This is a genomic window from Rhodanobacter aciditrophus (assembly GCF_042679525.1).
Classification (GTDB): domain Bacteria; phylum Pseudomonadota; class Gammaproteobacteria; order Pseudomonadales; family Marinomonadaceae; genus Marinomonas; species Marinomonas aciditrophus.
The window spans coordinates 132,139-144,626 of the sequence record NZ_JBHTMN010000018.1 but is presented as its reverse complement, the minus strand read 5'-3'; the positions used below and the strand labels follow the sequence as shown (position 1 = coordinate 144,626).

Annotated in this window: 11 protein-coding genes; 8 read left to right on the top strand and 3 right to left on the bottom strand. The window is 46.6% G+C overall.

What is annotated here, in order from left to right:
* Positions 1 to 68 precede the first annotated feature (68 nt).
* Positions 69 to 860, bottom strand: coding sequence for a flap endonuclease Xni (xni, locus tag ACFQ45_RS15690; RefSeq protein ID WP_377369384.1), 792 nt, complete (start codon positions 858 to 860; stop codon positions 69 to 71).
* Positions 861 to 969: 109 nt separating this feature from the next.
* Between xni and ACFQ45_RS15685 the strand changes: the two genes are divergently transcribed.
* Together ACFQ45_RS15685 and ACFQ45_RS15680 are read left to right on the top strand one after the other, a co-directional pair.
* Positions 970 to 2,226, top strand: coding sequence for a hypothetical protein (locus ACFQ45_RS15685; protein WP_377369382.1), 1,257 nt, complete (start codon positions 970 to 972; stop codon positions 2,224 to 2,226).
* A 195-nt stretch (positions 2,227 to 2,421) separates the two neighbouring features.
* Positions 2,422 to 3,738 carry a TolC family outer membrane protein gene (locus ACFQ45_RS15680; RefSeq protein ID WP_377369380.1) on the top strand — a complete coding sequence of 439 codons (1,317 nt, stop codon included), beginning with the start codon at positions 2,422 to 2,424 and terminating at the stop codon, positions 3,736 to 3,738.
* A 76-nt stretch (positions 3,739 to 3,814) separates the two neighbouring features.
* On the opposite strand, the gene ACFQ45_RS15675 is transcribed toward ACFQ45_RS15680, so the two are convergent.
* Positions 3,815 to 5,116 (bottom strand): M18 family aminopeptidase, encoded by a 1,302-nt coding sequence (locus tag ACFQ45_RS15675; protein WP_377369378.1) that lies wholly within the window; start codon positions 5,114 to 5,116, stop codon positions 3,815 to 3,817.
* 120 nt (positions 5,117 to 5,236) lie between these two features.
* On the opposite strand from ACFQ45_RS15675, the gene ACFQ45_RS15670 reads away from it, so the two are divergent.
* From ACFQ45_RS15670 to ACFQ45_RS15650, 5 genes are all read left to right on the top strand, one after another.
* Positions 5,237 to 7,258 carry a carboxy terminal-processing peptidase gene (locus ACFQ45_RS15670; RefSeq protein WP_377369376.1) on the top strand — a complete coding sequence of 674 codons (2,022 nt, stop codon included), beginning with the start codon at positions 5,237 to 5,239 and terminating at the stop codon, positions 7,256 to 7,258.
* 138 nt (positions 7,259 to 7,396) lie between these two features.
* Positions 7,397 to 7,687, top strand: a complete 291-nt coding sequence (gene ybfE, locus ACFQ45_RS15665; RefSeq protein WP_377369374.1) for a LexA regulated protein — start codon at positions 7,397 to 7,399, stop codon at positions 7,685 to 7,687.
* Positions 7,688 to 7,696: 9 nt separating this feature from the next.
* Positions 7,697 to 8,275: a thymidine kinase gene (locus tag ACFQ45_RS15660; RefSeq protein ID WP_377369372.1), complete on the top strand. Its 579-nt coding sequence runs from the start codon at positions 7,697 to 7,699 to the stop codon at positions 8,273 to 8,275.
* Between the two features lie 8 nt (positions 8,276 to 8,283).
* Complete coding sequence (locus ACFQ45_RS15655) at positions 8,284 to 9,189, top strand: recombination-associated protein RdgC (RefSeq protein ID WP_377369370.1); 906 nt, start codon at positions 8,284 to 8,286, stop codon at positions 9,187 to 9,189.
* 142 nt (positions 9,190 to 9,331) lie between these two features.
* A complete protein-coding gene (locus tag ACFQ45_RS15650) occupies positions 9,332 to 10,498 on the top strand; it encodes a cation diffusion facilitator family transporter (RefSeq protein WP_377369368.1) in 1,167 nt (388 codons plus the stop codon).
* Between the two features lie 6 nt (positions 10,499 to 10,504).
* Here ACFQ45_RS15650 and rmuC read toward each other — a convergent pair whose 3' ends face one another.
* A complete protein-coding gene (gene rmuC / locus ACFQ45_RS15645) occupies positions 10,505 to 11,803 on the bottom strand; it encodes a DNA recombination protein RmuC (protein ID WP_377369366.1) in 1,299 nt (432 codons plus the stop codon).
* Positions 11,804 to 11,869: 66 nt separating this feature from the next.
* On the opposite strand from rmuC, the gene ACFQ45_RS15640 reads away from it, so the two are divergent.
* Positions 11,870 to 12,487: a YigZ family protein gene (locus ACFQ45_RS15640; protein WP_377369364.1), complete on the top strand. Its 618-nt coding sequence runs from the start codon at positions 11,870 to 11,872 to the stop codon at positions 12,485 to 12,487.
* Position 12,488: the final 1 nt, after the last annotated feature.

Genomic DNA, 12,488 nt, shown 5'->3' with positions numbered 1-12,488 from the left:
AGTAAGGGATAAACACATCTTTTCTAAATTGATCCTGAACTTTTAAAACTTGCCCAGATTAAAGAGACCTAAGCCTTAGAAGCAGGTGGGATAGCAAATTGAGAAAGGCGAACACCAACGTCCACATCCGTTCTCAAAGTCACCATAGAACGGGCAAACACGCAGTGCTCTAATTGCCCCTCTAGCAGTTTTTGGAATTTTGTTGGATAGACAGATAGATCCGCAAAAACACTCTCCAAATCAGGCTGTTGGGCGAGAATTTGTGCCGCGGATTTAGGGCCAACGCCTTTCACACCAGGAATATGATTGGTGGTGTCCCCCACCATAGCCCAATAATCAGGTAAGGCTTCACAGGACACCCCATATTTATTTTCCGCCCACATGCGATCGTAGCCTTGCTTAGCGAAATAGTCATATTGAAGGATATTGGGGTGCTTCAATAGCTGGGTATAGCCTTTATCCGTTGAGATAATCATAGCCCCCACACCATGTACACTGGCTTTATAAGCCAAGGTTGCAATCACATCGTCAGCTTCCCAACCCGCTAAGCGTATGCAAGCCCAGCCGTTAAAGCGAAAGGCCTTGGCAAAATCAGGCATGGCTTCGAGTAGGCTATCATCCATCGGCACACGACCAAGCTTATACTCTGGATAAACTTGGTGACGCCATGTTTTTTCAGGAGAATCAAATACTATCGCCACATGACTTGGTGAAAACTGATCCATTAGCTTCACCATGGCATCGATACACAGGTTTTGAGTACGCTCAATACGTCGTTCTGGGTCTGACTCACTTTCTAGCGCAGCGTGTAAGCGGCGAATCAAGTTTAAGCCATCAATGAGTAAAAGCCGGTTGGCCACAATCACCTTCCATGAAGAGTTCTATTTATTAGGAACCATTCTACGTTATTCTGGTAATCAATTGGAGAACGCTAATGACATAAGCTTAACCATTTTAAAGGAGCTCACGATGGATACATTAAAGCGTCTTGATAAGCCACTGCTTACTGGATTACTGCTTTCAGCCATGGCTGCCTATGCTGCACCAGACGCAGTGGTGATTGAGCAGCAAAGCAGCCAGATTACTGAAACACTTAGCGCGCAACAATCTCTTAGCTTTACCCCGATAAACGGCACTTTGATTCCTATGTCAAAAGGGTACAAACCTTTCCAACTGCCTGAATATGCTAATGCATCACTGCAAAATTGGATGGAACACTTGGGGCAACCTGTTGTAGTAGAACACAAGCAACGGGACCTATCATTAGAGGGTACTTTAGAGAGCATTTCTGGCAATTACTTCACATTAAGCGTCAAGCGCGTACCCGCTCGTTACCCTATCTCTGACTTCTATCTTGTACCTAAACTGGCTGCTATTGGCAGTCGTCAAACCCTTAATTACCAAGGTCAACTAACCTATCAAACCGCGGATCTTAGTTGGGCCCCAGAACTTTCACTGGTAGTTGATGACAACCAAGTCCTACTTATCCAGCAGGCAAACATCCGCAACCAGTCCAGCTCATCCTTGGCACTCAATAGCGCTTTGCTACACTACGGCCAATCCGCTAACAATGTACGCCCTATGTATAAAAATGCCATGGCCAGCGACAGCCGTATGGAGCTGGCAAGTGCCCCACCTGAGACCCAATACACCAATAGCGAAATCACCTTGGAGTTAGCAGCTCTAACCTTGCCTGCCACATCAGAGACTTTAGTGGATCTAGGGCAATATAAAGCCCCCATCGACCAGCGCAAAAATGCTGCTTTGGCCTACAGCTATCCGTCTTCCTCTGCAATAACGCTAAACTTTAACCAACAGATTGCTTTTAAAAGCCCCAAGGATCTTATTCCAGGTCAATACAGCACGCTTTGGCACAAGAAACCTTATTACTTAAGCGGCAGTCCCGTCACTCTGGAAAATACCCGTGAAGGCGCAAACGTCACTGCCACTTTAAATAAAAGCCTCGACTTAAAAGGGGAATTAACGCTTATCACGGAAACACAAGACAATAATAAAACCACACAAACATGGGAGCTAACTCTCGAAAACATGTCTCGGCAGGATCAAGCTTATGAGATATCACACCAATTTAACCAAGCCATAAAAGGTGTGTCTCTACGCTCTCTAGAGCAAATATCAGCGAATGCCTTAATGACTTCAGGCAATCTTGCAGCCAACAGCACTTATAAAATTCGCTACACTGTTGACCTACAGAAACGTCAGTAATGACCTTATCAAGGCCGCCTACAATCTAGCTGGGCGGCCACTAAGTACCATTTTTTACACAATAATAAGACTCGATTTGTCAATTCTGTATGATATTGTCAATAGTCATACTAGATATAGCATTTAGAGTAGTGTCCACTACTAACGCTGTAAGGTAATATAAATTTATTTCATATTAAGGCCAGAAAGACATCCATGAAAAAGCATATTATCGCGTCGTTCATAGCAGCGGCAGCTGCTCTTCCCGCCCACTCAGAAAGCCTCGTTCAAGTCTATAACCTTGCTAAGGCCCATGATCCAAGCCTACGTGCAGCTGCAGCCACCTACCGTGCTGACAAAGAACAGGTTGAAGTCACTCGAGGCAATCTTTACCCAAACATTTCATTCAGTGGCAGCTTGGGTTACACAAAAACTGACCCTGATTACCTTGATGATTCCTACAGTAATGTTCAAAACCAACTAGCAGTTAATCTTGATTACCCGATTTATTCACCTGCTTTGGAATATGGTGTTGACGCAGTAGAAATTGCCTACACCAGCTCAGGCATCGAATTCGAACAAGCGGAAGAGACCCTCGCATACAATACCTTGTCAGATTTCTTTGACGTGCTAACCGCCCAAGCCACTCTTGATACCACTCAAGCACAGGTTAAAAGCTACGCGGGTCAGTTGGACCGCGTGAAGAAACAATACGAAGTGGGTTTAGTATCCATTACCGATCTTCAGGACGCTCAAGCAGGCTATGACTCCGTTCGAGTGACGGCTTTGCAAGCTGAAGCCCAGTTAACCATCGCCTTGGAATCCCTATACCAACGCACTGGCCAAACAATCGAAAGCATCCCAAGCCTGTCAGAAGATTACCCAATCACAGTTCCAGCAGGGCTGAATGCTAACACCCTGATTGAGCGTGCTATGACTAATAACAAGAGTATTAAAGTGTTAGATCTGTCTGTTGAAACAGCCCAGAACAACATTAATATTCAAAAGTCTAATGGCCGCACGCCAACAGTCTCCATCACAGGTTCCGTTTCTCGTACAGACAACGATTACAGTGATGCGCCGTCTTCCATGCAAAGCGGTGTTGTGAATTCCGCTGCCATTGGCCTTGGAGTGTCTATCCCACTTTACAGTGGTGGCGCGATCAACGCATCGGTACGTCAAGCGACTGCCTCAGCTGAAGCGGCTTTAGAATCTCGTGAAAGCTCCATCCAAGACATCGAGCTTAGCATTCGTAACGCGGTTCTTACCCTTAAAACCATCGCAGCTCAAGTGGACGCACAACGCCAGCTGATCCGTTCCTCTCAAAGTGCTTTAGAAGCCACTCAAGCAGGTTACGATGTAGGCACACGTAACATCGTTGAGCTATTGGACGCACAGTCTACTTTCTTTGATGCTAAGAACACTTACGAATCACTACGCTACAACTTCGTATTGCAGCAGATCACCCTAGAACAACTTACCGGTGACCTAGATGAAAGCAAGATCGAAGCACTGGACAAGTGGTTGATGTAATCTGACATCTGCACCACAAAAAAGCCCAGCATTAATATGCTGGGCTTTTTTATAGGCCGTCATTGAGACTAAATCACTATTTGCTGATCAACTCAGGACACTGGGAAAACTTCACTAACACCTGATATAAGTTAAAGGCATCTTCGCTGCCCGCCAACTCACGAATAGAGTGCATACCGAAGGTCGGCAAACCGATATCCAAAGTTGCCACCCCAATTTCACCGGAAGTAATCGGACCTATCGTGCTACCACAAGCCATATCACTACGAACAACAAAGGTTTGCACGTCAAAACCAGCCTGTTGCGCCAAATCCTTATACACCGCCGTGGTTTCGCTATTTGTCGCGTAGCGTTGGTTATTATTAACCTTCACTACAGCCCCTTTGTTAATCAATGGCGCATGCAGTTGGTCGTGTTTCGAAGCATAGTTAGGGTGCAAGGCGTGGGCATTGTCAGCCGACACCAACATAGAGCGTTGAATAGTCTGAGTGTATTGCTCTGGAGAAGGTGTTAAGCGACGTAACACATCTTCAAGGAAGGGGCCGTTGGCACCGCAGGCAGACTGACTTCCCACTTCTTCATGGTCGGTACAAATAAGCAACGTTGGACGCTCATCATTAGAAGACAACAAGGCTTGCATACCAACATAGCAGCTCAACAAGTTATCTAATCGAGCACCACAAATGTAGTCCCCATGGAGACCAGTAATAGCGGCTTTTTGTACGTCGTAAAGAGACAACTCAAAGCTTAAAATGGATTCCACAGAGGCATCATCATGTTGACGGGATATTTGCTCTGTTAACCATTTATCTAAATCAAAGTCCTTATCCGAGCCGCACAAAACTGGCAAAATTTCTTCCTGAGGATTGACCTTAAAGCCCTCTGCAGAAACGGTTCGGTTCAAATGAATGGCCAAATTTGGCACCACCGCAATCGGATCTTTAAAATCAATTAAGCGACTTTTCAACGCCCCCTCTTTCGTTTTAAAGGTCACACGTCCCGCCACAGAAAGGTCTCGGTCTAGCCAAGTATGCAGCAACACGCCCCCGTATACTTCCACACCTAATTGATGGTGACCGAAGCGTTCCACATGGGCGTTTGGCTTGAGTTTTAGGCACGGGCTATCCGTGTGCGCCCCAATCATCCGAAACCCCTGATGGGCAAAATCCAAACTCGGAGCCGTAAAAGCGATAATAGAGGAATCATTACGGGTGACAAAATAACGCCCTCCTTCACTTATGACCCACTCATCTTGCTCGTTTAACTCTTGGTACCCTGCGGACTGCAGATTTTGCTTCATGGTAACAACGGCATGAAACGGTGTTGGTGAATCATCAAGAAATGACAATAATGATTGATTAAAACTGGCTTGATTCATAAATTCCTGCTAAGTCAATGATATAAAAAACGACTTTTTCACAACTGGACTGGTCTTGTGGGTACTAGTCTAATATGATTTTAGAACCACAGACAAAACAGTTAAGAGAACCGATCGCGGATGATATATAAACGCCTATTGTTATGTTTGCTTCCCAGCATCGCCCTTATTAGCGGTACTGCGTCAGCCTATGAAAAGCTAGAGCCGCCTCACGATTACGACAAAGTAGCGAAAGAAATCGTCGAGATGCTGGAGAGCGTCCACTATAACAAAACTCCCCTCAACGATGAAATCTCACAACAAGCGTTTGATCATTACCTCGATGCGCTAGACCCTTCACGTAGCTTTTTACTGCAACAGGACATCGACAGTTTATCTAAGTATCGCAATGACTTTGATGACGCCTTACGCAATGGTGAAACTCAGGTCGCCTACGACATCTATAATACCTATCTAGATCGCGCTGAAGTGCGTCTACAATGGATCATTGAACAAGCCCCAGAAATGGTAAAAGGCTTTCAATACGACTTAGATGAATCCTTCAACGCGGACCCAGACAGCCTAGAATGGTCAACCAGCGAAACTCAGCTGAATGATTATTGGCGCAAGCGCATTAAAAACCGCGCCCTAACCATGCGTCTCAACGGCGATGATCAAGAGAAAATCATCGACTCCATCGTGCGCCGCTACAAAAGCCAGCTAAAGCGAATCGAACAAACCAACTCTACCGATGTGTTCCAGAGTTTTGCCAACTCAGTGACTTCGGTTCTAGACCCACACTCTAGTTACTTTGCACCACGAGCTTCTGAAACCTTCAATATCAACATGAGCCTGTCCTTAGAAGGCATTGGGGCAGTTCTGACCATGGAAGATGACTACACCAAGGTGGATCGTCTCATTCCAGGGGGACCAGCAGAGGCCCAAAAAGAACTACAACCCGGTGATCGCATTGTGGCCGTTGGGCAGGAAAACGAACCATTCGTAGATGTTATCGGTATGCGTCTTGACGATGTGGTTGACATGATTCGTGGTGAACGTGGCACAAACGTCATCCTTGAAGTGCTGCCGGCCAAGAGCGCTGGCCAAGCCACTAAAAAGATCACCATCAAGCGCGACAAGGTGAAGCTTGAAGACCAATCAGCCAAGAAAAAAATCGTTGAAGTGGAACGTGGCGGTGAAACCTTCAAAATTGGTGTCATAGAGCTTCCGACGTTCTATTCCGATTTTGCAGCGATTCAACGGGGTGACCGAGATTACAAAAGCTCTACCCGTGATACGAAAAAACTCATCGAAGAACTTCGCCAAGAAGACATCACGGCACTCATCCTCGATTTACGTAATAACGGTGGCGGCTCTCTTCAAGAAGCCAACTCCCTAGCTGGGCTATTCATCCCAGCTGGCCCAGTGGTTCAGATCCGCGATGCTTCTGGTCGAGTGAGTATCCTTGGGGATCAAGATCGCGGTGTGACCTACAGTGGTCCTATGGCAGTATTGACCAACCGCATGAGCGCCTCAGCCTCCGAAATCGTCGCTGGCGCCTTAAAAGACTACGGCCGAGCATTGATTCTAGGGGGGCAAACCTTTGGTAAAGGCACGGTACAAGTGCTTCAGGACATGGACAAAGGCCAGCTTAAAATCACCCAAGCTAAATTTTACCGTGTTTCCGGTGTCAGCACACAGCATAAAGGGGTGATGCCAGACATCAAGTTCCCTTCCTTGCTGGATGAAAATACCGTAGGGGAAAGCGCCCTCGACAACCCTCTACCATGGGATAAAATCCACGAAACCCGTTACCCCGTTTACTGGGACTTCAACGAGTATCTGGACAAACTCACTCAATTCCATAATGACCGTATTAGCAAAAACCCGAATTTCATCGCTTTAGAAGAGCAAATCGACGATGTGAAAGCCCAACAGGAGCGCTACAAAAACATTTCTCTAAACGAGAAAGTCCGCAAGCGCCAATTGGAGCAGGGGGAAGAAAAAGAACTCGCTCGAGAAAACACTCGACGGTCGGCCCTAGGACTTCCCACACTGGACTCCATTGATGACATCGAGCCACTGGAAGACGATGTCTACGCGGAAGAAGCGGCTGAAGTCCTCCTCGACTTTATCGCGGTGTATCAGCAAAGCCAGAAATAACCCACTCAAGCGCCCCACTCGGGGCGCTTTTTGCTGTAAAGACTGGCAATCCAACAGGAAAACCACCGATAATATGTGCCTCAAAAAGTGACGAGCACTTTTCTCCTAACAAACGAAAAAGATACGTATTAAAACCCTATGGCTAAAGCTTCCTCTGACCGCAACACCATTGATCTATTTGGCAAATCCCGAGGCCGCCCACGTACCCAGCCATTAACACGAAAAGACCAATTGAAGGCGAACAAACGCGTTCAAAGACAAAAAGAAAAATCCTTGGGCATGAAACGGGTAGAACTCGTAGTAGACGAAGACACCGTTAAAAAGCTCGATGCCCTGTGCGACATGTCTGGGATTAAACGTTCAGACTGGCTCACCATGCAGATCGCAGTGGCCTTTAACAAAGCCAAGAAAAAACCTATTGCGGATTGAGATCAAACCATGGCAAAGCTTTATTACTACTACTCAGCAATGAATGCAGGCAAATCCACAACATTGCTTCAGTCAGCCTATAACTACGAAGAACGTGGTATGAAAACCTTCTTGCTGACTGCCGCCCTAGATGACCGCTATCAGCAAGGAAGTATCACCTCACGGATTGGCATCCAAGCCGATGCGGAGTTATTTACTCAAGCAACAGACCTGCTAGCACTGATTAAAACGCACCATAACCAAGAAAAAATTGGCTGTGTACTGGTGGATGAATCCCAGTTTCTAACGAAAGAGCAGGTCTATCAATTGTCAGAAGTGGTGGATCGACTTAAGATCCCTGTTTTAGCATTTGGCATCCGTACAGATTTTAAAGGGGAGCTTTTCCCTGGCAGTGAAGCGCTCCTAGCCTGGTCTGATAAACTGATCGAATTAAAAACCATTTGCCATTGTGGTAGTAAAGCCACCATGGTGATCCGTGTTGATGGAAACGGCAACGCAATACGGGAAGGCACACAAGTCGAAATCGGTGGCAATGACCGCTATATTTCTGTCTGTCGTAAACATTTCAAAGCAGCGATCAAGGATTAACAAACATTATGTGGTTTAAGAATCTACAAATCTTTCAATTGAAAGAGACGGAAAACTTCGACAGCAACGCACTGATCGCTAACATTCCAGAACACCCTCTAAAAGAATGCGGCTCCCAAGACGAATTCACTTTTGGGTGGATGCCCCTAATACGTAACAGTGAGCAATGGACCATTGTCAGCGATCGTTGTTTATTACTACGGGCCGGTAAAGAAGAAAAAGTACTTCCCTCTGCAGTGGTTCGAGAAGAGCTGGAAGCTAAGGTCGCAGAGATAGAGTTGGTCGAAGGCCGCAAAGTTGGCCGTAAAGAAAAAGGCGACCTAAAAGACGAGCTAGTCTTTACCCTACGCCCGAGAGCCTTTGCCAAACGCAGTGATATTTGGGCCTACATCGATCTGAAAGCCAAACTACTGGTTCTTAACAGCACCAATGCGGGTATGACAGAACAGCTGTTTAAACTGCTGCAAACCACTTTGGGCAGCTTTCCAATGGTCCCCCTGCAAGCTCAAGTCTCTCCCGCAAGTTTAATGACGGATTGGCTCATGAAAAACGAGCTGCCAGCGAGCCTTGAAACAGGGGACGAATGTGAAATCCAAGACAGCTCAGAAGACAAAGCCAAGATTCGCTTCAAATCTCTTGAACCGCTATCTGAGGACGTTACCCGCCATCTCGAACAAGGCATGAGTGTTAAAAACCTCGCCCTGCGCTGGACCGACAAGCTGTCATTCGTCCTAAACGACGACCTCACTCTGAAAAAAGTAAAATTCGACGACACCTTGAAAGAGTCTGCGTTTAATGATTCACAGGGCGGCACTTTGTCAGATATGGACGCTAACTTCTCACTCATGTCGTTAACCATTCGAGAGTTTTTTGAATCCTATAAAGTGTGGTTTGAGATCGCAGACGAAGAATAAACTTTTCCACAATTTGGGTGGATAACATTGGGGAGAAGCAAGGCTAAGCCTGATCTCACAACAGCCCCGAAATTCGGGCACGATTTGTGCCCATCTATCCCCTCAAATCATCCAGTAGCCACCATTAACGGATCCTTTAAACATGGCCACAGCTCAACAAGAAACACAATTAGCTCAACGAGTTACCGTTATTGGCGCTATTTGGGATGCGCTACTGGGGATACTCAAGATCATCGTTGGCTATCTGTCTCAATCCCAAGCACTTATCGCAGACGGTATCCACTCCCTTTCCGATTTGGTGACGGATGTATTCGTATACATTGCCTCCAGTAATGCCCGCCAAGCCCCAGACAAAAACCATCCTTATGGGCATTTGCGTTTCGAAACACTGACCACCGTTATTTTAGGGGTCGTGTTAATCGTAGTGGCCTCAGGCATCGCCTTTGAAGCCTTTAACAATGATCTCACCCCCACCGCTACTTGGTATGGCATTGGCGCAGTACTACTCACCATTGCAGTAAAGGAAGCTATCTTCCACTACACCAAACACGCAGGGGAAAAAATCGGCAGTCGCCTTCTGGTCGCCAATGCCTGGCATAGCCGCAGCGATGCATTATCTTCGGTAGCCGTATTAGCAGGTCTCATTGGCGTGTATTTTGGCTACGCTTGGGCCGATAAAGTAGCGTCCGTTGTCGTCGCTTTATTCATCGGTAAAATCGCCGTAGAAATGATTTGGGAAAATTTAGCAGAGCTAGTAGATACGTCTCCAGATCCAAAAGTGATTGAACAGATTAAAACGACAGCAGATAGCTTAAAAGATGTTATGGCCCCCCATGACGTGAGAGCCCGCTCCATGGCTGGGAAAATTTTCTTGGATATGCACATCCATGTGCCTGCCCACGCTACCGTGAGTGAAGGCCACTATCTGAGTGACCTCGTGAGCTACACGGTACAAAAAGCACACCCACAAGTGAAAGATGTCATGGTGCACGTGGACACCAACGATCACATCCAATCAGACACCCTTGGAGAAGATCGTGAGGGACAACGCCCCCCAGCATTGAAACTGCCCGCCCGCCATCAAGTATTGGCTGACCTAGGTTTTATTCTTCGGGCTCACAGTGCATATATCGATTTTGACCTGATTCAACTGCACTATATCAATAAGACCTTAAGCATTTATTTAACCGCCAATGCTAACAAGGCACCATCGGACAATTTTAGCCAATTGTCCCAAGCCATTTTGATGGATCTAAATAGCCTGCCTTACGGGCAGGATCACAGAGTCTTCTGGTCCTTCGACGAATAGCCGCATCTATTCGTCGTCTTCCGACTCCTCTTCAGGGAGTGAAAGCTGTTTATTGGTTTTCGCTCCCATGAGTCGCAAGCGTTCCGCCCGGCTCATCAAATTACCACGGCCCATGGCTAACTTTTTCATCGCCTGTTCATGGCTTCGAGTGAGGGCATCAATACGCCCACCAATATCGTCCATATCTTCCACAAAGCCCGCAAACTTGTCATACATGGCTCCTGCTTGACGGGCGATTTCAATAGCATTCTGGCTTTGTTTTTCGTTGCGCCAGATGTTCTGCACGGTACGCAAGGTCGCCAATAAATTAGACGGTCCCGTGATAATAATATTATGCTCAAAGGCTTCAGCAAATAGGCCATTCTCTGCCTGTAGCGCCAAGCCATAAGCGGCTTCAATAGGGACAAACATGATCACAAAGTCCAAGGACTCAATCCCTTTGAGATCATGGTAGTTTTTGGCGCTCAGCTCTTTCATATGGCGACGAATGGCTTCAAGATGCTGACGCAAAGCCTGTTGTTTATCTTGCTCGGTTTCGGCTTCAACATAGGCCAAGTAACTCACCAATACCATTTTGGAGTCGATCACTATTTGCTTGTTATCAGGCAAATGAACAATCACATCTGGCTGGTAGCGTTTGCCCTCCTCCGTATTCAGTGAGACCTGAACCTCATACTCCCGACCCTTTTCTAAGCCGGAGCGTTCTAGAATACGCTCTAAAATCACTTCCCCCCAGCCGCCTTGGACCTTGTTCTGGCCTTTTAGCGCTTCGGTTAAGCTCATTGCGTCGTCACTGATCCGTTGATTAAGTTGCTGTAGATTTTTGATCTCACGCACTAATGAGAAACGTTCACGAGCTTCTGCGTCATAGCTTTTTTCAACCCGTTGTTGAAATTGCTGAATTTGCTGCCCTAAGGGGGATAGCAAAGCATTCAATTGACGCTCATTTTCGGTGGCCAAATGAGCCCCCTGTTGACGCATAATATCTTGCGCCAACTGTTTAAATTGCACTTCGTTCTGCTGCTTCTGTTGCTCTAGGTAACGCTCTTTCTGCTGCCAGATTTCTTGAGCTGCGGCGAATTGTTGCTCAAGGGTTAAAGCCTCTTTTTCTAATTGATGCACCTCTTGCTGAGAGCGCTCCAGCTGCATACGCAAAGAGTCCAGTGACTGCACAGAATTTTCATGCTCAAACTGCCACTTACGCTGGATTCTCTGTACAATAGCCAGCGCAATCATGGCGGTTATGGTGAGCCCAATTACAAATCCTAAGGCAATCCATACAGATTGCTGAAACCAGTCCGTCATAGTCGTTAATCCGCCACTTTACCTTTAAAAACAAGCGCTTTTGAAAAATCGCTAAACGAAGTTTACATGGATTACTATCAGAGCCCAACACACGAACAACGCTTTGATCTGGAAATTAAAAATAGCCAGTTCATCACCACCATTCGTCGCACCAAAGGCCGAGACCAAGCCAAGGGTTTTATTGACGAAATGAACCAGCGTTATCCGGATGCCAACCATAACTGCTGGGCTTTTGTCGCGGGTGCCCCTAACAACGTGCATCTTTGGGATCAAAGTGACGATGGGGAGCCTAAAGGTACAGCAGGCAAACCCATGCTAAATGTCCTGCAGCACTCTAACTTTGGTGAAATCACCGTTGTGGTGACGCGGTATTTTGGTGGCATTAAGCTTGGCGCTGGAGGCTTGGTTCGTGCTTACAGTCAAGCAGTGGTTGACGCCTTAGATCAATTGGAATGGGAAACCATCTATCCCCGACAGCCCGTTTCCATCAAGATAGCCTATCCTTTGTTGGGTAAGGTGGAATATTGGCTGGAAAGCAGCGATATAGAAGTTGAAGAGAAACTTTTCTCAGACGACATTGAATGTAAGCTCGCGGTCATTGAACGCACCTGGCCAGACAACAAACAAGCCTTGATCGATATGTGTCAAGGCAACATCACGATTATTGAAAACGACAAAGAGTAAT

What these genes read in the sequence shown, in the direction of transcription:
- ACFQ45_RS15655 (WP_377369370.1), top strand. Translation starts at nt 8,284, where the DNA reads ATGTGGTTTAAGAATCTACAAATCTTTCAATTGAAAGAGACGGAAAAC.
- ACFQ45_RS15650 (WP_377369368.1), top strand. Translation starts at nt 9,332, where the DNA reads ATGGCCACAGCTCAACAAGAAACACAATTAGCTCAACGAGTTACCGTT.
- ACFQ45_RS15685 (WP_377369382.1), top strand. Translation starts at nt 970, where the DNA reads ATGGATACATTAAAGCGTCTTGATAAGCCACTGCTTACTGGATTACTG.
- ACFQ45_RS15660 (WP_377369372.1), top strand. Translation starts at nt 7,697, where the DNA reads ATGGCAAAGCTTTATTACTACTACTCAGCAATGAATGCAGGCAAATCC.
- ACFQ45_RS15675 (WP_377369378.1), bottom strand. Translation starts at nt 5,116, where the DNA reads ATGAATCAAGCCAGTTTTAATCAATCATTATTGTCATTTCTTGATGAT.
- ACFQ45_RS15670 (WP_377369376.1), top strand. Translation starts at nt 5,237, where the DNA reads ATGATATATAAACGCCTATTGTTATGTTTGCTTCCCAGCATCGCCCTT.
- ACFQ45_RS15680 (WP_377369380.1), top strand. Translation starts at nt 2,422, where the DNA reads ATGAAAAAGCATATTATCGCGTCGTTCATAGCAGCGGCAGCTGCTCTT.
- ACFQ45_RS15640 (WP_377369364.1), top strand. Translation starts at nt 11,870, where the DNA reads ATGGATTACTATCAGAGCCCAACACACGAACAACGCTTTGATCTGGAA.
- rmuC (WP_377369366.1), bottom strand. Translation starts at nt 11,803, where the DNA reads ATGACGGACTGGTTTCAGCAATCTGTATGGATTGCCTTAGGATTTGTA.
- ybfE (WP_377369374.1), top strand. Translation starts at nt 7,397, where the DNA reads ATGGCTAAAGCTTCCTCTGACCGCAACACCATTGATCTATTTGGCAAA.